Source organism: Streptomyces sp. NPDC085596, assembly GCF_044541565.1.
Taxonomy (GTDB): Bacteria; Actinomycetota; Actinomycetes; order Streptomycetales; family Streptomycetaceae; genus Streptomyces.
Genome location: NZ_JBITTC010000003.1, coordinates 405,767 through 426,561 on the forward strand (window position 1 = coordinate 405,767; position 20,795 = coordinate 426,561).

Annotated in this window: 22 protein-coding genes and 2 pseudogenes; 11 read left to right on the forward strand and 13 right to left on the reverse strand. The window is 67.6% G+C overall.

Annotated features, from left to right (window positions below; all coding sequences use genetic code 11):
- Positions 1–430: 430 nt before the first annotated feature.
- The 4 genes from ACIGA3_RS11820 (at position 431) to ACIGA3_RS11835 (ending at position 3,464) form a co-directional block, all read left to right on the forward strand.
- Complete coding sequence (locus ACIGA3_RS11820; protein WP_399713396.1) at positions 431–2,035, forward strand: hypothetical protein; 1,605 nt, start codon at positions 431–433, stop codon at positions 2,033–2,035.
- A 200-nt stretch (positions 2,036–2,235) separates the two neighbouring features.
- Positions 2,236–2,490, forward strand: a complete 255-nt coding sequence (locus ACIGA3_RS11825; protein WP_399713399.1) for a hypothetical protein — start codon at positions 2,236–2,238, stop codon at positions 2,488–2,490.
- A 36-nt stretch (positions 2,491–2,526) separates the two neighbouring features.
- The gene (locus tag ACIGA3_RS11830) at positions 2,527–3,276 is read left to right on the forward strand and encodes a hypothetical protein (protein WP_399713401.1); all 750 of its coding nucleotides are present in this window, start codon (positions 2,527–2,529) and stop codon (positions 3,274–3,276) included.
- On the forward strand, positions 3,243–3,464 hold the full coding sequence (locus ACIGA3_RS11835; protein ID WP_399713403.1) for a hypothetical protein: 222 nt from the start codon (positions 3,243–3,245) through the stop codon (positions 3,462–3,464). Before ACIGA3_RS11830 ends, ACIGA3_RS11835 begins: the two co-directional genes overlap by 34 nt.
- A 121-nt stretch (positions 3,465–3,585) precedes the next feature.
- Here ACIGA3_RS11835 and ACIGA3_RS11840 read toward each other — a convergent pair whose 3' ends face one another.
- From ACIGA3_RS11840 to ACIGA3_RS11850, 3 genes are read right to left on the reverse strand one after another with little or no spacing between them, the layout of a single operon-like run.
- The gene (locus ACIGA3_RS11840; protein ID WP_399713406.1) at positions 3,586–3,783 is read right to left on the reverse strand and encodes a hypothetical protein; all 198 of its coding nucleotides are present in this window, start codon (positions 3,781–3,783) and stop codon (positions 3,586–3,588) included.
- Complete coding sequence (locus ACIGA3_RS11845) at positions 3,780–4,643, reverse strand: hypothetical protein (RefSeq protein ID WP_399713408.1); 864 nt, start codon at positions 4,641–4,643, stop codon at positions 3,780–3,782. The genes ACIGA3_RS11840 and ACIGA3_RS11845 overlap by 4 nt, the downstream gene beginning before the upstream one ends.
- Positions 4,583–5,173 carry a hypothetical protein gene (locus tag ACIGA3_RS11850; protein WP_399713410.1) on the reverse strand — a complete coding sequence of 197 codons (591 nt, stop codon included), beginning with the start codon at positions 5,171–5,173 and terminating at the stop codon, positions 4,583–4,585. The genes ACIGA3_RS11845 and ACIGA3_RS11850 overlap by 61 nt, the downstream gene beginning before the upstream one ends.
- Before the next feature lie 373 nt (positions 5,174–5,546).
- Here ACIGA3_RS11850 and ACIGA3_RS11855 point away from each other — a divergent pair, with 373 nt between their 5' ends.
- Together ACIGA3_RS11855 and ACIGA3_RS11860 are read left to right on the forward strand one after the other, a co-directional pair.
- The gene (locus tag ACIGA3_RS11855; RefSeq protein ID WP_399713412.1) at positions 5,547–5,966 is read left to right on the forward strand and encodes a hypothetical protein; all 420 of its coding nucleotides are present in this window, start codon (positions 5,547–5,549) and stop codon (positions 5,964–5,966) included.
- Positions 5,967–6,111: 145 nt separating this feature from the next.
- The gene (locus ACIGA3_RS11860) at positions 6,112–7,017 is read left to right on the forward strand and encodes a DUF4231 domain-containing protein (protein ID WP_399713415.1); all 906 of its coding nucleotides are present in this window, start codon (positions 6,112–6,114) and stop codon (positions 7,015–7,017) included.
- A 128-nt stretch (positions 7,018–7,145) separates the two neighbouring features.
- Here ACIGA3_RS11860 and ACIGA3_RS11865 read toward each other — a convergent pair whose 3' ends face one another.
- The 4 genes from ACIGA3_RS11865 to ACIGA3_RS11880 all read right to left on the reverse strand — a co-directional run bounded on the left by ACIGA3_RS11865 (position 7,146) and on the right by ACIGA3_RS11880 (position 9,135).
- Positions 7,146–7,682 carry a hypothetical protein gene (locus ACIGA3_RS11865; RefSeq protein WP_399713417.1) on the reverse strand — a complete coding sequence of 179 codons (537 nt, stop codon included), beginning with the start codon at positions 7,680–7,682 and terminating at the stop codon, positions 7,146–7,148.
- A gap of 315 nt (positions 7,683–7,997) precedes the next feature.
- Positions 7,998–8,120, reverse strand: a complete 123-nt coding sequence (locus tag ACIGA3_RS11870; protein ID WP_399713420.1) for a hypothetical protein — start codon at positions 8,118–8,120, stop codon at positions 7,998–8,000.
- Positions 8,117–8,323, reverse strand: coding sequence for a hypothetical protein (locus ACIGA3_RS11875; protein WP_399713423.1), 207 nt, complete (start codon positions 8,321–8,323; stop codon positions 8,117–8,119). The genes ACIGA3_RS11870 and ACIGA3_RS11875 overlap by 4 nt, the downstream gene beginning before the upstream one ends.
- 587 nt (positions 8,324–8,910) lie before the next feature.
- Complete coding sequence (locus tag ACIGA3_RS11880; protein WP_399713426.1) at positions 8,911–9,135, reverse strand: hypothetical protein; 225 nt, start codon at positions 9,133–9,135, stop codon at positions 8,911–8,913.
- Between the two features lie 184 nt (positions 9,136–9,319).
- Between ACIGA3_RS11880 and ACIGA3_RS11885 the strand changes: the two are divergent.
- Positions 9,320–10,440, forward strand: a pseudogene (locus tag ACIGA3_RS11885) (IS630 family transposase).
- A gap of 16 nt (positions 10,441–10,456) precedes the next feature.
- Here the strand turns inward: ACIGA3_RS11885 and ACIGA3_RS11890 are convergent.
- Positions 10,457–10,843 carry a hypothetical protein gene (locus ACIGA3_RS11890; RefSeq protein WP_399713428.1) on the reverse strand — a complete coding sequence of 129 codons (387 nt, stop codon included), beginning with the start codon at positions 10,841–10,843 and terminating at the stop codon, positions 10,457–10,459.
- A 676-nt stretch (positions 10,844–11,519) separates the two neighbouring features.
- Between ACIGA3_RS11890 and ACIGA3_RS11895 the strand changes: the two genes are divergently transcribed.
- The gene (locus ACIGA3_RS11895) at positions 11,520–12,761 is read left to right on the forward strand and encodes a hypothetical protein (protein WP_399713430.1); all 1,242 of its coding nucleotides are present in this window, start codon (positions 11,520–11,522) and stop codon (positions 12,759–12,761) included.
- A gap of 191 nt (positions 12,762–12,952) precedes the next feature.
- Here ACIGA3_RS11895 and dnaB read toward each other — a convergent pair whose 3' ends face one another.
- The 4 genes from dnaB to ACIGA3_RS11915 form a co-directional block, all read right to left on the reverse strand.
- Complete coding sequence (gene dnaB, locus ACIGA3_RS11900; protein WP_399713432.1) at positions 12,953–14,299, reverse strand: replicative DNA helicase; 1,347 nt, start codon at positions 14,297–14,299, stop codon at positions 12,953–12,955.
- Between the two features lie 43 nt (positions 14,300–14,342).
- Positions 14,343–14,930 (reverse strand): DciA family protein, encoded by a 588-nt coding sequence (locus ACIGA3_RS11905; protein ID WP_399713434.1) that lies wholly within the window; start codon positions 14,928–14,930, stop codon positions 14,343–14,345.
- A gap of 122 nt (positions 14,931–15,052) precedes the next feature.
- On the reverse strand, positions 15,053–15,628 hold the full coding sequence (locus ACIGA3_RS11910; protein ID WP_399713436.1) for a hypothetical protein: 576 nt from the start codon (positions 15,626–15,628) through the stop codon (positions 15,053–15,055).
- Between the two features lie 54 nt (positions 15,629–15,682).
- A complete protein-coding gene (locus tag ACIGA3_RS11915; protein ID WP_399713438.1) occupies positions 15,683–16,126 on the reverse strand; it encodes a hypothetical protein in 444 nt (147 codons plus the stop codon).
- Positions 16,127–16,291: 165 nt separating this feature from the next.
- On the opposite strand from ACIGA3_RS11915, the gene ACIGA3_RS11920 reads away from it, so the two are divergent.
- Positions 16,292–17,182: a hypothetical protein gene (locus ACIGA3_RS11920; RefSeq protein WP_399713441.1), complete on the forward strand. Its 891-nt coding sequence runs from the start codon at positions 16,292–16,294 to the stop codon at positions 17,180–17,182.
- Positions 17,179–17,556: a hypothetical protein gene (locus tag ACIGA3_RS11925; RefSeq protein ID WP_399713444.1), complete on the forward strand. Its 378-nt coding sequence runs from the start codon at positions 17,179–17,181 to the stop codon at positions 17,554–17,556. The genes ACIGA3_RS11920 and ACIGA3_RS11925 overlap by 4 nt, the downstream gene beginning before the upstream one ends.
- A 137-nt stretch (positions 17,557–17,693) precedes the next feature.
- Here the strand turns inward: ACIGA3_RS11925 and ACIGA3_RS11930 are convergent.
- Positions 17,694–18,318 (reverse strand): annotated as a pseudogene (locus ACIGA3_RS11930) (IS5 family transposase); the annotation flags it as partial.
- A 145-nt stretch (positions 18,319–18,463) separates the two neighbouring features.
- Between ACIGA3_RS11930 and ACIGA3_RS11935 the strand changes: the two are divergent.
- A complete protein-coding gene (locus ACIGA3_RS11935) occupies positions 18,464–19,453 on the forward strand; it encodes a hypothetical protein (protein WP_399713446.1) in 990 nt (329 codons plus the stop codon).
- Positions 19,454–20,795: the final 1,342 nt, after the last annotated feature.

The following is a 20,795-nucleotide window of genomic DNA, read 5'->3' on the forward strand; positions in this document are numbered from 1 at the left end:
ACCCGCAACCTATTGCGCTTCGGGGGGGGGGGCCCCGGGCCCGCCCGGGGTTTAACCCGCCCCCCCCACCCCCCTAACCCTTGGGGGGGCCCCCGGGGGGGGGCCGGGCCCACGCCTCGAGGAGGCATGATCATGAACAACATCATCGAGAACGTCATCGCCGGTCTCATCGTGGCCACCATCGCCTGGGGCGCCGCACGGCTATGGAACCGCTGGCGTCGCAAGGAACACGCGGACTAGACCAGCCACGCACGGAGTCGAGCAGGCCGGTGACGGCGAACTGGGTGGGCGACCACCACCAGCCATTCGTCAGGCCTCAGTTGCTCCGGCGTTGTCAGTCGTGGGAGGTACCGTCAGTTAATTGGGCGCCCGGCAGTGTGGCCGGGTGCTGGCAGAGGCGGATTTCGTCTCCACTACGGCTGGAGGTTGCATGGCCCTGGACAAACGCCGAGTGCAGACCGCAGTGATCGGCAACGCCGATTCCGAGCTCCCTGTGGTCCTTCCGATGGAAGCGATAGAGCTCGACGACTTCCGCGCCCGTCACGTCGGCCAGACCTACTGGTGCGGGACGTGGCTGGGCGGATGCGGCCACCAGCTCTTCACCAAGCTGTACACCGACCGAGCCTGCCACTTCGCGCACGGGCCCGATCCTGAACACACCTCCATCTGCGCCCGCAAGGCCTCCGGCGTTTCCAGCGCGGACCACCTGTACGTCAAGCACGGGCTGCTGGACTGGCTGGCAGACCAGGACATCACTGCCACGGCTACCATCGCGCGCGATACCGACGGCTCAATCGGCCGGGACGTGCTCTTCACTCCCGCCGGACACGACACCCTCCGGGTGCTTCTCTCCGAGCCGCCCAGCTCCTCCGCACCGGGAGAAGAGGACCCCGCCCGGCTGGTGCTCGGCCCGGAGATGACGCCGGACCCGGAAATGCTGCTACGGCAGGGCTACGTCAACCGTATCCAGCTCGTCCCCGACGGCACCCGCCGCCGGATCCAGGTCGGCACCGAACGCCACGGCGGTACCACCGACTGGTTCGACCTGGACGAGGTAGAACTCACCGACTCGGGGCTCACCACCCCGGCGGTCAAAGAAATCCGCCGACTGCGCACCACGCGGCGGCCCATCGGCGTATGGGCGCCCAAGGCCCCGCCGCCACAGAACCGGCTGGCCGCGCCGGCCGTCAGCGACGAGGCGCACGGTATCCCCTCCCAGAACCGTGAGGCTGTCATGGTGTCCCTCAAGGAGGCGGTCAGTGACGGACGTAGCCGCACCGAGATCCGCGGCTGGCTGAACCGAGCGGAGGAGGTCACACACGGCGGAGCCACCGCCGAAGAAAACGACCTGATCAGGACAGCTGCCGACGCGCTGCTGAGGCTGGAACGCGGTGTCGGCGTGCCGACGCCGCGCGAACCGACCTTCCAGGAGCGCAAGGCCCTGCAGAAGGTCGAGCGGCTGCTGAGCGTTCTCGCACAGCACAAAGCGCACAGCCTGGGGGTCACGCTCCGCCAGCGCAACCAGCTCGCGCAGGCCGCAGAGCAAGCTTCAGCCTGGCTCACCGACCGACAACGCTCCAAGGTGCAGGAATGGCAGAACGCTCCGGAGCCAGCACCCGCGCCGCGCGCCCCGCAGCCGCCGCGTGGCCGCTCGCCGCGCTTCCCGGCCTCCCGCTCGAAACCGTTCAACGGCGCCAACCTCGCCGACGCCGTACGCGACGTTCTGGAGCACGCAGCCCGCCTGGGCAAGACCGTGCCCCTCACCGACCTGTGCAACCAGGTCAAAGGCCTGGGCGAGCTGACGGAATCCGATCAGTTGCAGGTGCTGCGCCTGGTCAGGCCCACCGCGCGCCCCCGCAGCGCCAAACCCCAGCGTCCCGCCGTGCTCACCGCCCTGATCACCGCGGAGGACGGGACCATGCACCCGCTCTACCGGCAGCTCGCCGACCACGCTGGCCACCACCTACCCCCGCAGGCCGACAGCCCCTGGACCGACACCGTCAAGATCCTCCACGACCGCTACCGCACCCCATAGCAGCACGACCGCCACGGAGGCCAATGCAGGACGAAGACCGCCCGCATCATCCGGGCGGCCTTCGTCAGGTCTAAACCTGGGGTGGCCTGCCCACTTTCGATGGCTACCAGGGACGATTCCAGGACTTTGACAGCCACCAGCCGGTCGACCTTGGGATCGTGCGCCTTCAAGACCTGCCCCTGCTGTAGCGGACCTCCAGGGTGGCCGCGCTGACGATGGCGGTCCCGGCGGTGGTCACCAGATCGCCGCCGCACCCGCAGGCCGCTGAGACGGTCGCGGCTGCGCTCACCGAGCACCTCCAGCACATCAGCGCACCCGGCTTCGATGCAGAGGACCTTGAGGCGCCTCGCAACCACGTGCTCGTCTTCCACGGAGTAGGCGGCATCGGCAAGACGACCCTGTCCCGAATGCTGGAGGCGGCGCTCACCGACGCCGGACGGCGGCCTTCCCAGTGAGGCGAGCCCGGGTGGACGGCCGACCGGCTCCTGCCCGTGCGCATCGATCTCGCCCGCTCAGTCGGCACCGACTTCGAGCAGATCGTGCTGACGATCCGGGCCGCCCTCACCCGGATCGGTCGTCCCCTGCCCGCCTTCGACCTGGCGCTGCGCCGCTACTGGGAGGCCAACCACCCCGGCGAGCCCCTGGAGGAGTACCTGCGCCGCGGGGGTCTCGGCTCCCGGTTCGGGCAGGTGCTGCCGCAGCAGATGCAGTCCGCGCTCGCCGACGTCGCCCAGGCGCTCATGCTGCCCGGCACCATCGGCTCGGTCGTCGGCCAGGTCACTGGCGCCCTGGTCGGTGCGCTGCGTGAACGCCGCCAGGCCGTACGGGCCCCGGCAGGATGCGCCCGGCTGGCCGTAGGAGCTCGCCCGACTCCCCGAGGGCAAACGCGTCGTGCCGGTCGTCCTGATGAGGGGCTGTCCGCCGCGGGTGGGGCGGCGGGCTGCGACATGGACCGCGCCGCCGCCGCGTACGCCGCCGCACGCGACGAAGCCGAACACCACGGTGTCACCGGTGAGCGCGGCAACAGCCAGGCGCACCGCGCCTTCGCCCTGGCCTTCACCGACCCGGCCGTCGCCGACGACGAACTCGCCCTCGCTGAGCAGCTTCTGGCCGGCGTGGATCTGCGCGCCACCACCCTGATCACCCATATCGCGACGCTCGCACGCGACGCCGGCCCCCCGATGCCGACATCGACGACCGCGCCCAGGTGCTGCGTACTGAGATCCGTACAGCGGGCATAACGTACGCCGAGCTCGCCCTTGACCTCACCCTCGCCTTCCACCACGCCATCCGCAACGACCAGGACCAGGCGGCCGCGACGATCGCCCGGCTGCGCGAGAACACCCTCGACGGCGACTACGCCTACTACAGCGACCTCGCCGCCTTCATGGCCGACCTGCCCCTCGATGAAGCCTCACCAGCACGCTAGATCGACGGCGCCCCGAACACCCGGCGGCGATGGCGAGGCCTGGTCACCACCCGCCGCGACGACCTGCATACTTCGCTGTGACCACGGCGTCGCCCCGGACGTCCTGCTCGCCTGGGCCGGTTCATCCGATCACGGACCGGGCAAAGGCCACGGTGCCAGCGAAAGCGCCTCCGGCAGCCAGCGCTGCGATAGCCCACGGGTTTCCTGCCAGCACGGTCAGCACGCCAGCGGCCACGGCGATCTGCGTGCCCATCATCAAGATGACCGCGGCCCGTACCGTCATCAGCGGCTCCTGCGACCGGTCGGACGGCGTGCTCACGGAAGCTCCCGGCGACTGTTCTCGCGCCTGCGCCACTCCTTGCCGAGGCGGATCAGCTTGCGGCGGGCCTGCTCTCCTTGCGCCTCATCCTGCTGCACCAGATCCGACGCCTTGGGCCACGGCAGGGGGTGGTTTTCCGACCAGGCCCGGACTACGGCCTGTTCCTGCTCATTGAGCTGGCCGGCCACGTACCGCACGGGGGCGCTCTCGAACTGCTGAGCCCATGGAACGAGGCGGGGGATCACCAGATCGTCCGGCCCAGGCGCGGTGTCCCGCTGCTCCCAACCGTCCGGGATGTAACCGACCGAGGCACCGCGGATCTGGTGATCGCGCTCAAAGTCGCAGCCCTGCCGGGCGTATCGGATCAGGACCCTGCGCACCGACTGGTCGTCGGTCAGGTCGGCCTCCTGCTCCCACGCGCGCTCGACCATCGCAACAGCCAGGGCCTGACAGTGGTCCTCCAGCACCGGCCACAGGCGCAGGCAGCGGCGAAGGAAGTCCTTCATCGGCTCCGTGTCGCCCTTCATGTAGGCGTCGAAGCCGTAGCGGGCCTCGGCAAGGACGGACGGCTTCAGCCGCTTCGCCCAGTCGGCGACAGACCGGACTCCGGCGAAGAGGTCGGCCACGTGGCTGCCGATGAGGTCCGCCAGCGGTGGACGGGTGCGGAGGATCTCCTGCACCATCTGCGGCAGTCCCACCGGGATAGCGAAGCAGTTCGGTGCCAGCGTCCCGGCAATCTTCGCGAGGCTGGTCAGCGGCGGAAGCAGAGCCGGGCGGCTTTCGAACGCCGGGGCCATGCCTACCTGAGATCGACGAACGAGTGCACCGAGACCGGCCAGCGGCTGGAAGGCGTCAGCCATCGACGACAGACGAGTGACCGGTCCCAGCAGCTCGCCAGGTTGTTGACCTGAGGTTCGATCGCGGACAAGGCCGTCCTGGCCGGTTTGAGTCCGTCCAGCAGCCCCAGCGTGTTCACGGCGGAGGACTGCAGTACCGAGTTCACGGTCTCGGACAGCGAGAGGACCTGGGGCTGAACGCTGGACAGCGCCGACAGCGCGGCATTGCGGGTCTCCAGCCCGTCCAGCAGCGACTGGCCGACGATCTCGGCGATGTTGGGAAGCCGGGGGACCGGCAGCTCGATGTCGGCGATGGCCGGGGCCAGGCCGAAGTGCGCCAGGTTGGTGAACTCGCTGAGCATCGAGCTGAGACCGGCCAGTGGCTGGAGGGAGTCGCCGATGCCGGACCAAAAGGCAGCCGTGTCAACGACGGCGACGTCAGCCAGGCTGCCGGGGTTCAGGACGGCATCGTCAAGCGGCGGGAAGACACCGTGGTCCAGGTCGAGCGTGTCCATCGGTGCTGCGAATCCGGCATCGCCCGGCTCGTCGAGCACCCTAGTGTCAGGCGCGCCGCATCCTTCCGGCGAGGGGGCGAGCAGTGATTCCGCTGCTTCGGACAGTCCTGCAGCAGGCCGCTGAGCGGCGTCCTCGGGTGCCGAGTCCGGCGTTGAAGCCGCAGGCATCTCGGGCCTCCTTTGTTGCTTGGGTAAGTCTCTTCACCTACCTGCGGCGGGAGAGAGCTGATCCGGCACTCATTCTCCCGGCATCCGCTGTGATTCACGCCACACCCTACTGTCTAGCGGTGTTCCCTTTCCGTCAGCCCAGCCCCTCCGTTCAAAAGGGCTGGCCGATCATCACCCTGACACCGCCTCACTCCGCGTGGCAGGGTCGGCTGCGATCACGAACAGCTGAGATAAGGGGGCTTCCGTGGACGCGCGGATGTGGGACGGACTGGTCAGCGTCGCGAAGGAGACGTACACCGCCTCACTGGGCGAGGGGGTCGTTCCGCGCCCGCTGATGATGCCGCTGGTGCGCGGCGAGCTGGTCGGGCTGATCTGGGTTCGCCCGCTGAAGGTCGGCCAGGACGCGCTCGCCGGGATCGCGGAGCTCGCGAACGTCGCCGCGGACGGTGTTGTCCTCGCGTGGGAGACGCACGACGTCGCCACCGCCTGCGAGCTGCCCATCGTCGGCCCCGGCGCCGTGCCTGAACATGGTGCTCGCCACCGGGGACGGGCACGTCCTGCACCAGTTCCCCTTCAGCAAGCAGCTCCTGTCCCGCAGCCTCAAGGGCTGGGCGTCGGTCGCCCCGGACTGGAGGCCGGACCCCGCGCCGCAGCCTGGCGGTGAGCTGGTGCCGCCGATCCAGGCCGTGGCGGACTCCTCGTTCGTCCGATCGAGCTGGATCACCCCGATCCGTTTGGCGTGACTGTCGTGCTGATGGAAGAGGACGGCTACCTCATCAGCCTGACCGAAGCGTTGGCCCGCTGAGCCCGTGACCCGGGACTTCGACGACGACGCGCCCCGCCGCCTCCACTACGCGAACGAACTGGTCCTCGCCCGCAAGCGGGACGCCGACGAACGGATCTACGTGGTGACCACCAACCTCGTCATCGACGCCCAGGAGAAGCTCGCCCGGCGCCGGCGGCTGGACCGCATCTGCCGTGCCGGGGCAATCACCGCCTGGCTGTCCTTACTCACCGCCGCCACCGGCACGGGCATCGCCTGGTTCACCACCGGCACCCCGGCGCGGTTCGTCGTGGGCTGCCTGATCTGCGGCGGCCTGCTCTTGATGTCCCTGTTGACGCTGGTCGGCGTGCACTTCGCGGGACGGGGGCTGCCCAGCCTCCAGCGCGCCGAGGCCCTGCTCATCTCAGCCCGGGAGCAGATGTGGCAGCAGAAGGTCAACCGGCGCCCCGCCCTGGGCGACCGGCGTGACCTCTACCGCGAGGAAGTCACCACCGCGATCGAGCAATATCAGGCCGACAGCCGCAAGTACCGACGGATCCACAACAGCCTGCAGACCCTCATCATGATCGGCTCCGCGTCCACAACCACGATCGCCGCCCTGGACACCGGCAAGGAACTGACCTGGCAGAGCGTCACCCTGACCGGGATCAGCTTCGCCATCACGGTGGCCGCGATGTTCACCGGCTACTACAAGTTCCGCGAGCGCAGCTACTTCCTCCAGCAGACCGCCGACGCCATCGAGGAGGAGGCCAACGCCGTCCGGCTCGGCATCGGCCCTTACCGCGAGTTCGGCGAGGACAGGGAGGACGAGGCCCTGAAGCTGTTCACCCAGCGCGTCGAGGATCACCGCAACGAACAGCGGCGCCGCCAGCAGCAACTGGACCAACCAGCCGACCAAGCCGCGCCCTCCGGCCAGCCGCCGGCGGGCTGACCCGCCTCACCCCCGTCGCTGGACACCATTGTGCTCGGACCGTATGTGCACCGGCGGTGCGACGGCGCCCTGAGGCCGGACCCCGGGGACGCTGGCCGTCGTCCCGGACTCGTGCAGATGAGGGCGCACTACAAGGACGCCGGGTTGCGCCGGCTGAGCAGGGCTGCGACAACCTGGCCGCTTGCCGAGCCGTCGCGCAGCAGCCGTCGTACGGAGAACCCGTCGATGACGGTGTCGAGATCAACGATGCTGAAGCCGTGGGCAACGAGATCCTTGACCACTCCCGCCTGTCGCATACCGATCGCCTCCACCCAGGAGCGCACGCCTTCGGCGGAGTGCTCAACCTCCAGCCACGAACGTGTCAAGGTGTGGGCCTCCTCTCGCGTGCGGCCACGGGCCAGGAAGAAGTCGAATACCTCCCGGAAGACGGAGACTTTGGCCGGCCGGCGCCGAGCCGGGCGGGGGCCAGGGCTTTTCCGTGGACGCAGGGCATTCCCGAAGTCGAGGCCTGCGGCGCGAGCTACATCGGCGGGATCGAGCGGGCGCTGGGCGCGGCGCGGCATGTTCGCGGGGGTGGGGCGGGCGTCGGCGGCCGGTTGCACTGCGGCTTTTGTAAGCCAGTTCGCGATGGCCTGCAGTTCGGGGTCGTTGAATGACGGAGTCATGAGGAACCTCCAGGTGGCCCGTTTCCGGGCATGCGAAAGCCCCGTCCACCGGACGGGGCTGGGAAGGGGAAGAAGACCGGGAAAACACCGCCCCGGTGTCGGCGGCCTACATGTGGGCAACAAAAAAGGCGAAGACCTGTGAGGGTCTCCGCCTTAACTGACGTTGGTCTGGCTGGCTTTGGGCACGCCGGGGCCGCCGATAGCGTGACACACGATGCTGCTCAGGGGCAACCTCAACCCTGTTTCTGAGCACCGACATGACGAAGGGCCACAGCAAGTTCCCATGGCCCGCTCATAACGCGGCAGCGTAGCGTTTTACCGCGTCAACTGGAAGAGCCGGTCCTGTTCGGGGCCGCCGCCGTTCTTCCTGGCCGCCCTCATCGCGGCCGGCAGCGCGACCCGGGCCAGGTCGGCGTCGGGCACCTCGCTGCCGCTCACGCCTGCCCCCACGAGACGTAGCCGAGGTCCAAGTGCCCGAGCCCGGAGAAGCGCTGCGTCTGGTCGACCACCTGGTTGCTGAACAGGCGCCTAGCCGACGGTTTGCCGTAGCGGTCGATGTGGTCGAACACCACCTGGTGGTCCTTCAGCGCCCATACCCGCCAGGCGCGCACCTGCTCGTGGGTCAGGTTCTCGAGGACCAACTCCTGGCCGTCGTCGACGTCCGCGACCTCCGGGGCTGGCGCGGCGGGACGGGGCGGGGGGCAGCACGACCGGGGCCACCGGCGCGGCCGGGATCTGGTCCTCGGGCTGCGCGGCCGCGGCTTCGGCACCGGCCTGAGCTGCGGCGGCCTGCCGGGCGTGGAGCCGCCCCAGCACCTTCGCCCCGGCCGCCGCCAGACGCCCACGGTCGGTCTCCACCGACCTCAGGCACAGCTGAGCCAGCCCGCTGAACCCGTCGTCAGCACCATCAAAAGCAGCCCGATCCAGTCCCTCGCCGCACCCCGACCCGTACGATCGGCGAACAGCCCAGCCAGGACCACGTGCTTTTCCTTCGGTGCCCGCCCCGGACCAAACAGCACCTCGCACCGGCTAAGCAGCACCGCCAGCTCCGAGCAGGACAGCGCCGAAGAGTGCCGCTGGTCGCCGGCCCGCTATGCCCGGTACATCGAGATCATCCAGCACTCCAGGCCGTTGCGTGCCCGAAGGCGTTGGTCGCGTCGTTCGAGCCGAGAAACCCGGTGCTGCGCAGCTCCGGCAGCGAGGCGTTCAACGGAACCCGCTGAGGTGCTCAGGACGGATAGCGCCGCCACGCTTTGGCCTGGAACTGTTCACGAGTGATAAGGCCATCGCGGTACGCCGACTCGTAATACGCCTCCATAGAGTCGCCTACGAGGTCGTCGACGGGCTCCGGCTCGAGCGGGTCGCTGGCGGGGGTATCGGCGAAGGGTTCATACTCCAGTCCGTAGCCGTAGTCACTTCGGCGATCCCAGTGTTCATCCGGCTCTGCTGTCATGGACGGTGCATTCCCCTCTGTACTGGGCACCTATGCGTGTCATGCCCTACCGGTACGGATGCGGGGGTTACCGCTGTCCGCCCGTAGCGGCTAGTGCTGTGACCGGAAACGATCACCGGGTGGCGGCAACTGGACTTGCGCCGATTGGATGTGACAACACGTCCGATTGGCACGAGGAGGCGCGATGGCAGGGCCGGTCAGGGTCCGCAAGCTGACCGAGCAAGAGGGGCAGAAGCTCCAGCGGATTGTGCGGCGCGGAAGCACCAGTACGGTGCGCTATCGCAGGGCGATGATGCTGCTGGCCTCCGCTGGCGGGAACGCCGTGCCGGTGATCGCGAATCTCGTCCAAGCGGACGAGGACACCGTCCGGGGTGTGATCCACCGCTTCAACGAGATCGGGCTGGCCTGCCTGGACCCTCGGTGGGCGGGAGGCCGTCCCCGCCTGCTCACGGATGACGACGAGGACTTCGTCATCCAAACGGCCACCACCCGCCCCACCAAGCTCGGCATCCCTTCAGCCGCTGGTCGATCCGCAAGCTCGCAGACCATCTGCGGCGCAACGTCGCCCGTCCGATACGCATCGGGCGCGAGGCCCTGCGCTGCCTCCTCGCGCGCCAGGGCGTGACGTTCCAGCGGACCAAGACCTGGAAGGAGTCCACCGACCCGGACTTCGACGCCAAGCTGGACCGGATCGAGTACGCGCTGACCGAGCGCCCCGGTCGCACCTTCGCGTTTGACGAGTTCGGGCCGCTCGGCATCCGTCCCACCGCCGGGTCCTGCTGGGCAAAGGAGGGCAGGCCGAACCGGTTGCCGGCGACCTTCCACCGCACCCACGGAGTCACCTACTTCCACGGCTGCTACTCGGTCGGCGACGACACCCTCTGGGGTGTCAATCGCCGCCACAAAGGGACTACCCCGTCCCTGGCCGCGCTGCAATCGATCCGGGCCGCCCGACCGGACGGCGCCCCGATCTACGTGATCCTGGACAACCTGTCCGCCCACAAGGGCAGCAAGATCCGCCAGTGGGCCCGGAAGAACAAGGTCGAGCTGTGCTTCACACCGACCAACGCCTCCTGGGCGAACCCGGTCGAGGCGCACTTCGGGCCGCTGAGGCAGTTCATCCTGGCCAACTCGAACCACCCCAACCACACCGTGCAGACACGCGAGTTGCAGCGGTACCTGTGCTGGCGCAACCAGAACGCGCGCCACCCCTCCGTCCTGGCCGCCCAACGGCGCGAACGCGCCCGTGTCCGCAGCGAGAGGGGCATTCGGTGGGGCGGTCGACCACTGGCGGCAGCGGCCTGAGGATCGCCACGGCGGTCTACTCGGCCATCTCCTCGGGAGAACGACGGGTGATCTTCTTACCCCCTTCGGTCTCCACCAGGGTCACCGCCCCGATCCAGTCACCACTGGGGTACTCCCAGTTGGCTGGGTCCTCCAGGACCGCCGGAAGCTGATCACGAGGCACCAGCTCTCCGGACTGGAAGCCCTTCTCTCCTGACGAGGACGTCCACGGCGCGACCCGACGAACCTCGATCCATCCACGATCGATGAGAGTCAGCAAGATCCCTGCCAGCTCCTTCACGGGCCGGGACTGATCGGCATCGTCGAGATCTCCCCAGACACCGGCCAGGATGTCGATCTCATACGAATTGACCATGAACGCTTCCTCGGACTTGGTCAACGCCTGCCACTCACGCTCGTTCATTCAGCGATCATCGCAGGACACCCCGGTGATCGTTTCCGGTCACAGCACTAGCCGCTGACCTGCGCTGCCTCACAGTGGATGCCACAAATGCCAACCAGATGGCATGCGGCTACGGAGCGACACGAGATCTGAGGACCTACGTGTAGGTTCTCAATCTCGATGTCATCCGGCGATGCTGTGAGCTGGGCGTTCTTCCACTGCCTCACGCCGTGTCAGGCGGGCTCAGTCTCACGAGCCGTGTCATTTCCTGAGAGAATTTGAGAACGTACAGCGCTGTAGGTTCTCAACTTCCGTTTCAGGCGCCAACCCTGTGACCTGGATGTTTCCCTTGAGCCTCACGATGTGTCGGCAGGCGGCTGTCTCAGATCGGTGTCATTTCCTCAGGCTGTCCAGCAGGCTGCAGCGCGGCCCGGGGCGTCACGAACCTGCATCGGCAACCATCAGTTCCTGGTGACGTGCAGCGCAGGTTGCGCGGACACTCCGTTGCACTTTGCGTGATCTCGGCTGTGTCGCTGCGGTCGCGAAAAGCGGGTTGCACACGAACGTCCCGAGCGTCGTCGCCGACAAGCGCCTGCGGGACTACGGACGGGTTGATCAGCCCATAATTGGAGTCAGTGCCGAGCGACCCGGCCCATCGCACCCGCCCCGGGTGCACTCACCGCGATCGGAGAGCACCGTGAAGAACAGCGCGTTGTGGCGAGTGGTTGACAACGAGAGTGGTACACAGTCCATCGTCAGCACGCCCTCCGAGGCGGTCGCGTTCGTCAACAGCCGGTTCGACACCGATGAGGACAACGAGCCGTTCAGCATCACCAAGGTCGGCCCTCTCCTTCCGAAGCCGCTCGGGGTCATCACCGCATGGGCGGCCAAGAAGGACGGCGAGCGAACCGACGGGCGTACTGCCCCGATCACCATCAGGCCGGTTGTGACGGACAACGCTAGCGAGTGCGACGACGTCGTGCTCTGGGGCGACGTGTACGTCTCCTGGGACCACGACATGTACACCGTCGAGGAGCCGGACAGCTGCGACTACAGCGAGGCTTACAGCGCAACCGAGTTGAGCGCGATCCTCGACGAGTACGCCGACGACTATGAGTACGCGCCTGAAGGGCTCGACAGCCACAGGTGGCCGAAACCGGAAGAGTTGATCACCTACGGCGCCCAGGAGTGTGCCAAGCGGTTCGGGCACCTCGACGACGACGCCCTGCTGTGGCTCGCTGCCACCCGCATCACGCTCGCCGTGTGGCGCAACACACCCGTCGAGAACTGGCATGCCGGGAAGAGTCCGCTCCATGACGGCACAATGATGAGGATCAACACGGCAACCACCCGACTCGTGCGCTCGATGCTGTCGTTCGACCATGTCGACTGGATCGGTCTCGGTCTCGCGATCGTCAACCCGTCCCGGGTTCTACCGACAGGGCAGTCCGTGCTCGAGCTCGGGCTTGCCTGCCACAACCCTGACGACCCGGCGCACGAGGTTGATCCGCGAGAAGAACTTGCGGAGATGGCACAGGTCGCGATCTCATGGGGGCGAAGGTACTGCCTTCGCGAGAAGGAGTTCGGCCTGCGAACCCTGATCGAATCCTTCTGTGCGTCCGACAACGGCTGGTTCGGAGCACCAAGTTGGGGGCGCATCGTCGATCGGTTCCTTGCGGCTGTCGACGACCGGGAGAATGCGCACTGGCGCATACACCGGGACAAGCCTTGGTTCGAAGAGTGGTTCACCAACCGGCCGGCCGACATTGCGGACACCACGGAATTTCGTCGGCTGCTCCTTGCGGGGCCCGACCTGCTGTCCGAGGAGGCCGCCGAATGGTGCGTGGATGGCGCCATCGGCTACGTCTGCCAGGACGACCACGCGAACGGCTGCCTGCGGTGCGGTATCCCGCTGACAACGGAGTCCCCAAACGAGTGAACGCGGGCAGCCTCCTCCACGAGCGCTATGTTCGCATCCGCGTGAGGCGCCCACGCCGGACCTGAGGCAAGGCCACCCGAACGAATGACGGCAGTGGCCAGCGATTCTCAATCCCGTGTCAGTTCGGCCAGTCGCATGACCATGCGACTGAGAAAGTGACACGGGATCTGAGAACCTACACTACGTGAGGGTCAGGTCTGAGCCATATCGACAAAGCGGGAGTAGTGCCCCTGGTGGGCCACGGTGATCGTGGCTGTGGGGCCATCACGGTGCTTGGCCACGATGAAGTCGGCCTCGCCCGCCCGTGGGCTTTCTTTTTCGTACGCGTCTTCGCGGTGGATGAGGATGACGAGATCTGCGTTGTCCTCAAGGGCTCCTGAGTCACGGAGGTCGCTGAGCATCGGCTTCTTGTCCTCCCGCTGCTCCGGCCCTCGATTGAGTTGGGAGACAACGACTACCGGGACTTCCAGTTCCTTGGCCAGGAGTTTTAGGCAGCGGGCGATCTCGGAGATCTCCTCGTAGCGGGACGCGAAGGGCCGGGTGCCGTAATCGAGCATGTGCATGGCATCGACGACTATGAGCCGGACGTCGCGCTGCGCGTGCAGGCGGCGGGCTTGGGCACGCAGGTCGGTGAAGGTGGCGTAGGCGCTGTCCTGGATGTAGAGGGGCGCTGCGGAGACTTGGGGTAGGCGGCGTGCGAGGCGGGTCCAGTCTTCGTCCGTCATGCTGCCGCTGCGCATGTGTTGGAGCGCGACGCGGGCCTCGGCGGAGAGGATCCGCATGCTGATCTCGCGACGTCCGGACTCGCGGGTGAAAAGGGCCGCTGGCACGTTGTGCTTCAACGTGGCCGAGCGTAGAAAGTCGAGTGCGAGGGTGGTCTTGCCCATCGCCGGGCGACCGGCAATGACCGTCAACGCGCCGCCCATCAAGCCGCCGGTCAATGCGTCGAGGTTGGTGAAGCCGGTGAGGAGACCGAGGGCGGCGCCGGGGCGCGTCACGGCTTCGAGATCATCGAGCGTGCCCTCGATGATCTCGCCGATGGTGTGGGCGGGAGGAAGACCGCTGCGAAAGGTGGCGGCGAAGATCTCGTTCTCGGCGGCATTTGCTATGCGGCTGGCGGAGTCGGGGCCCATTTCTGAGGCAAGGTTGTCGATCCTGATGGTGGCCTGACGGAGCCGGCGGAGCAGGGCTGTGGAGGAGACGCGTTCGGCGTTCCTGGTCCAGCTGGATTTGGGTGCTTTGCCTTGTGCTAGCTCATGGAGATAGGTGGATCCGCCTGCTGCATCGAGGCGATTTTGTTCGGTCAGGAAGGCCATAACCGCGGTGATGTCGGTGTTCTTGCCGCGCGCGTACAGTTCGAGGACGGCGCTGTACAGGGCGCCGTGCTCGGGTTGGTAGAAGTCGTCCTGGGCGAGGATCTCGACGATGTCGGCGATCGCGTCGCTGGAGTTCAGTACCGCGCGCAGCACTGCTTTCTCGGCGCGCAGGTCGTGAGCTATCGCGTCGCCTGCGTCCTTGCTCTGATCGCTGGTGTACACCGGCCCCCCGTTTCCTGCATCAAGTCCTCGCCAAACTGCCCGATCACCCTAGATCACCGGTGGGGCGGCCGACCCTCGGTGCATCCAGTGAGGTTCGTCCGTCGTTCGCCTTGTCAGCCAGTGCCCGGGCCAGAGCACGCGCGCGCACTGCTCGGCTGCGCTGCTTCTCGCGCTGTCGTGATGGTTGCGAAAGCGGGTCAGGCCTTGGAATCTGATTCTGGAGTCGGCGGATGGCCTCAAGCTCCGGATCACCCGAACGTGGGGGCCTGGGTACGACGGCGGCAGGTTGACGGGGCGCCGGGAGCGGAATCGCTGGCAGGGAGCCGTCGGAGATTCGGGCGATGATGTTGATGCCATGGATCGGTGCTGCGGGGGCCTCGTCGTTGAGGAGCCGCAGGAGCTGGGGGGCAAGCAGACGCGCTTGGGTGGCCCAGGCTCTGGAATCGGCGGTGAGCGTCAAAACGCCCGTAGCTGAGTCGAATTTGTGGGGCTGGACGTGCTTGACCATGTCCGCGCCGACGATCCGAGCCCAGACGGTGTGGGTTGGATGGATCTCGGTGGTCTCCCAGCCGCGCTCCTTGAGTAAATCGAGGAGAGCCTCGGCGAGGGTGACCGGGACGCCGATGTCCATGCCCCGCATGCGGTGCCGCTTTGGCCCTGCGGCGCGCCGTAGCCAGGCTCGCCGCCAGCGTGCGTCGGCCCGAGCCCAGGCCAGTAGGTCGGAGGCCATGGCCCACTGCTCGGATGCGCCCATCAGAAGACCGGGGGCTCGGGGGCGACGTTTCTGGTGTCTCCCCAGGTCCGCACGATGTCGTGGTCGGTGAAGGCGTGCACGAGGCGGAACGCGTCCTTTGGTCGGGCTGCGGCTTGGTCTGCGGTGTATCGCATACCGTCCTCCCTGCTCGTGCGCGGGGCGCCGCAAGCGTGCCAAACGGTGCCGTCCCACATTTCGGTGATCCAGCGTGCGACGGCTTCGGGGTTGTTTGCCCGTGTGCGGTAGGCGGATTGCATACGTCTGTCCTTGTTCTCGTCATCGAGTTCATCGGCCGGACGCGGACGGGGCGTGGAGCGGATACGGAAGCGGCGGCGCATCTCGCATAGCAGGCACAGGTCGCGGGCTTCCATGTCAACAGGGCCGCGCGGATGCTCGTTGCATCGGGTTGTGGCGGGAGGTGTGGTGATCGCTTCTTCCAGTAGTTCCAGAGCGCGCTCAAGATCAAGGCGCAGCTCGGTCTCGAAGCCATCGGAGTCGCCTGCTTCGATGCGGTCGGCATGTTCGCCGAGTACGCGCAGCGCCCGTCCCATATGTTTGACCTGGGTCTGATCCACCTGGCTTCCTCCTGGCCGTCACCGTATCGGTGCGAGGGGGTAGCTGTGCTGGAGTCAGGTGCTCTTCTGCATGCGAAACTGACGCATCCTCATGGCGCGCCAGAGTTCTGCTGCTCCACGGCTCGTGGTCGGAGTGTACTGGTGGAGACCGGGGCAGCAGGGATCGTGCGCGATCTTCGCGTGGCCGTAGTCGCGGTGGTGAGGGCCCGGATAGACGATACCTCCGGCCAGGTGGAACACCTCGGTGATCGCGAAGGGCCAGCAGGGGAAGACACCTGGCACCAGCGCAATCCACGCCCGTTCCACTGGCGGCTCTTCGGAACATGCCACCCCACTGCCGTCGGCCACTAGCGGCTCGGGGTCGGGGCCGGCCTGAGGGCGGTAGGTATTGACTCCGTCGTAGTCGAGCGTGCGGTGCCGGTGTGTGACGATCCCGCAGCGCTCGCAGGGGATCGTCAGCCGCTTTCCCCAGCGCGGCAGCGTCGCTTCAAACGACAAGTCTTCCACCTCGGTTTCGTGATCTGCGGACGCCTTCAGTGGGCCACACCCTAGAGACCAAAAGATGGCTGGCGAAACGTCAGGGCGAAGATCTGTGCCAGTCACGCAAAGGATGTTCGCATCGTCGGGGGTGCATTGTCAGCGGTTGTCCTTAACCTGCGAGTTATGGCAAACGGCGTACGGCACACCGGATATGACATCACGATTGAGCTGACGCACGCGGACCTCGGCCATCCCGGCCCGGAGTGGTCCGGGCTCCTGAAAGAGATCACGACACCGATCCAGCACCGCGATCGGGAGCTTCTGCAGTGTCTGCAGCACCACGAGACCGGCTATTGCCCGGCCGAGGACGAGGGCCGTTCCCCGTGGATGACGATCCGCCGGCGAACCGTCTCCGGTGTCACGACGCTGGTCGCCGCTCACCTCCCTGTGCGCGGCAAGTCGACTCCGGAGGAGAGCGACAGGCACAAGGCGTTCAAGGAACGCATCGAGCGAGCGGCTCATCGGCATGGCCTGAACGTGGAGCAGGAGGTGCGGACAGGCGACGGCAAGGTCCGCACCGACGTTCTGGTGACCGGCAGCGCGGAGCAGATCGGCTGGGAGGCCCAGTACTCGCCGGTCACCGCTCCGACGGTACTGCGGCGTTCGGCGGCTGCGGCGGAGAGAGAGATCCAGCCGCTGTGGGTGACCAACGACGACCGCTCCGCGCTGATCGACCGCACTTCGTGGGTGCGCGTGGACGACTGGTCATGGCGAGAGATCCTGAACAGGCCGGCCATGCTGGTCCGCGGTGGCGTGCGGCACCTGCAGGACTGGAAGTGCATGCCGAGCTCGGAGCGACCGTGCCCCGTGAACGTCAGTTCCTGCGGCAACCTCCGCGCGGTGTGGGACCTGCCGGGGCTCTGCCTTCCCCCGCGTCCGGCCACGGCTGTCGACGACCTCGTCGCCCTGAATGCCGAGGGCCAGTACGTGCCGATGAAGATCCCCTCCCAGTACAACCCCAGGTCATCGACGCGCGGGTCCCCGAAACCGACCGGGCTCGGTGGCGCACCATGATCGGTGAAGAGGAGGACCTGCTCCCGGAGCCCGACGCGGATCCCGACAGCGAGCTCACCTTCACTGAGCAGCCCTTGGACGCCACCTGCCGTTACGGCGAGCAGGCCCACGTCTACAACGACCGCAGGCCGCGCCGTGATCTCTCCGACGCTCGCGGACTGCACACCTTCCCCGAGGTGCCCGAGCGGCTGTTCCGCATCCCTACCCAGCCCCAGCGGCTGACCGTCACCCAGGCCGAACGGGAAGCCGCAGCACAGGAGTTCGGCTGCCCCATCTGGCAGATCGGCCCGTGCGCCAGATGCGGCAAACCGATCCACCGCCACGGTCCGAGGGCGGCCCATGCCTGCCCTGACTGCAGGCGCCGCGCACGATGACCCTCCCGGACGCCTGGTTCGAAAGACCCCGCACTCCGCCTCCTCTCCGTTCACGCTCAGGACACCAGTAGCACCTGCGTCGCCACCCCGGGGCTTGTGCGCGCCGAGCGCAGGGCGGCTAGGCAGTTTCGTTTAGATCATCGGGCGGACCAGAGGAAGATGCCTGCGATGTGGAGTCCGGCCAGGTAGATGGTGGCGGTCTTCTCGTAGCGGGTGGCGATGCCGCGCCACTGCTTGAGGCGGTTGATGCACCGCTCGACGGTGTTGCGCTGCTTGTACGCCTCACGGTCGAAGGCGGGCGGCCTGCCACCTCGGCTCCGCGACGTAGTCGATGGCCGCGCTGGTCTGCCGGGACGGGGATCACCGCGCGGATGCCACGCTTGCGCAGGTGGGCGCGGATCGCGCGGGATGAGTACGCCTTGTCGGCCAGGACCACGTCCGGCCGGGTGCGGGGCCGGCCTCGCGGCCGGGGAACGCGCAGGCGGTCCATGACGTCCGTGAATGCGGGCGCGTCTCCGGCCTGCCCGGCGGTAAGGACGAAGGCCAGCGGACGGCAGCGGCCGTCAGCGGCGAGGCGGATCTTTGTGGTCAGTCCGCCGCGGGACCGGCCGATTGCATGGTTGTCCGGTTCGCCGGCCGGGGCCCCTTTTTGCGGGCCCCGGCCGCGTGTTGGTGCGCCCGCACGATCGTGGAGTCCACCGAGACCGCCCAGTTGTGATCCTCGTCGGCGTCGGCCTGGGCCATCAGCGCGGTGAGCACCCGCTCCAACAGCCGCGAGGTCGTGGTGCCGGACAGCGGGGTAGTACCCGCACCCGGGTGTTACCCCTACCGACTGTCTCGGCGTCGGCGGACTATCCCGAGCTCGCCATCGATTGGGCTTCTTGCAAGATCGCGGGAGGAGGCGCTGGTGGCCGAGCTGATGTTGTTCCGGCGAGACGGGGACGGGCGCGATGTCGAGCTGTCCGGTTCGACGGTGGCGCTGGAGGTGGAGCTGCAGTGTCGGGTCGAGGCCGGTCTGGAGCAGATGCTCGGCATCCGGTTCCTGGCGTCGGAGTACGCGACCGGGCCGCGGCACCGAGGGCGGATCGACACCCTGGGGCTGGACAAGAACGGCAGCCCGGTGGTGATCGAGTTCAAGAAGGGTTCCGACAGCGGGGTGCTGTCCCAGGCCGTCTCGTACCTGTCCTGGCTGCGCTCGGCTCAGCACGAGTTCGGGGCGCTCGTCCGGAAGGTGCTGGGGTCGGAGGCTGCCGAGTCGATCGACTGGCGCCGCCCGCGGGTGGTCTGCATCGCGGCCGGCTTCTCCCACCACGACCGGGTGGCCGTGCAGTGGCTGCCCGAGCGGATCGACCTGGTGCGTTACCGGGTCTTCGAGGGCGGCCTGTTGAGCCTGCTCCTCGTCGAGTCCACGCCCGGCTCCCCGAGCGCGGCGTCGTCCCGCCGGAATCGGGCGCGGGACGCGGTGGTCGACAGTGCGACGACGTCGCCGGGGGCTTCTTCGCCGACGGACGCCGGCCTCGTTCCCGAGTGCCTGCAAGACCTGTACGGGGAGTTGAACGAGGCGCTCACGGCGTGGGGCGAGGTCGAGGTCGCGACACTGCGGCATTACATCGCCTACCGGCGGCTGGTGAACGTGGCATCGGTGATCTTCCGTCCGAAGCACGGGGCCATCCTGGTCTACCTCAGAGTCGACCCGGACTCGGTGGCGTTGGAGGAGGGCTTCACGCGGGACATGCGCGGCATCGGACATCTCGGGACCGGAGACCTGGAGATGCGTCCAGTCTCCGCCCCGGCGCAGCCAGAGACCACCACTGTGGACTCGAGGCCGGGCGGGAAGGGGCCCAAGTACATGTCGGCCGCGGGTGGTCCAGCCGCTCGCGGGTTTCGGCCAGGGTGATCAGTGCCTGAAAGGTGGCGGCGTCGGAGCGGATGTGCGCGGGCTCCGCAAGCGTGAGGTCGTTGATCAAGCGCTTGGCGGCCCTGGACTCCCTTGGGCGGGAAGCCTGCGATGCGTTTGGCCAGGCGTTCGACGAAGCCGTCCAGTTCGGCGTCGGGCAGGGCCCGGTTGATCCAGCCGTAGCGTTCGGCGAGGTCGGCGGCGAAATCGTCCGTTCCGGCGACGGCTTCGATGGCGCGGGTACGGCCGAGTCTCCGGGTAAGGAGAAGGACAGTCAGGACGAGGACGTCCACCTGCCGCAGCCCAGGACCGCCGTCGATTACATGAAGCAGTACGGCGAGGACAACTCGAACGAAGAACCGATGCGGTACGCCCCCGTCACTCCCAACGGGGAAATCACCTTCGCCAACGGAACGTACCGAGAGATTCGCACGCGGATCGGCAACGACGGTGCCGGCGAGACCGGCATGGAGTTCTTCGACGGCCTTTACCCGGTTGCCGCCTACTTCCAGGTCCCCGTCACTACCGACCAGCGGCGCATCAACAAGGCAGCCAACGGCATGTATTGGGAGCTCAGTGCCCCCGTTCCACGTGAAGGCAGGGAAGAAGCAGCTCCGCGAGGGAACGACCCGCAGGATCGGATCATCAAGCTTCGCGGACCCGTCGCGTTCCTGGACCGACACAATCGGGGGCTCTCCGGGAAGCAGGAGTCAGCCCTCCGAGACGCGCACGAGGCGGTGTCCCTACGGGAGGGGGCTGCCGTGGAGTCACGTCAGCCACGTCAGCCCCCATATCAGCGACCGGGCTCGAACTCGCCGACCACCCGATTCGCGGTGAGGTATCCGTTGTGTCCGTCACACGCTGAGCGGCGGTCCGAGTGCATCGTCTGCCCGTCACCTGGTGACGTCGGCGAGCTGGTCCACGGGGTCCTGAGGCGGGCATGGCGAGCCACGCCAGGACATCGGTATCGCCCGGGAGCCGCCGAGGGGCGGCAAGGCGGCACTGGGCACCCTCATCAGCCTCTGACACCCCACCACGTCATCACCAGCGCCTGGGCCGCTCCTCCTCTCGCTACGCCCCCGCAGGAGGCCGATCTCCCACTCAAGACCCCGCCGCAAGGGCGGGGATGTTTAAACCTGCAGGTCAGAAGCCTGTCACGAATCCGAGTTCAAGGTGGGACTCCTGGAACCCGCCCGAACCGGCCACCGCCCGCAGTCCAGGAAGCAGGCGATCCAGTCAGGCCGCCCGCGAGCGGCCTCTGTCGCCCGGCTTGCCCGCACGCCTGCCCGAAGCAGAACGCGACGAGATCATCCGCTTCGAGCGCTTCACCCGGCTCGCCCTC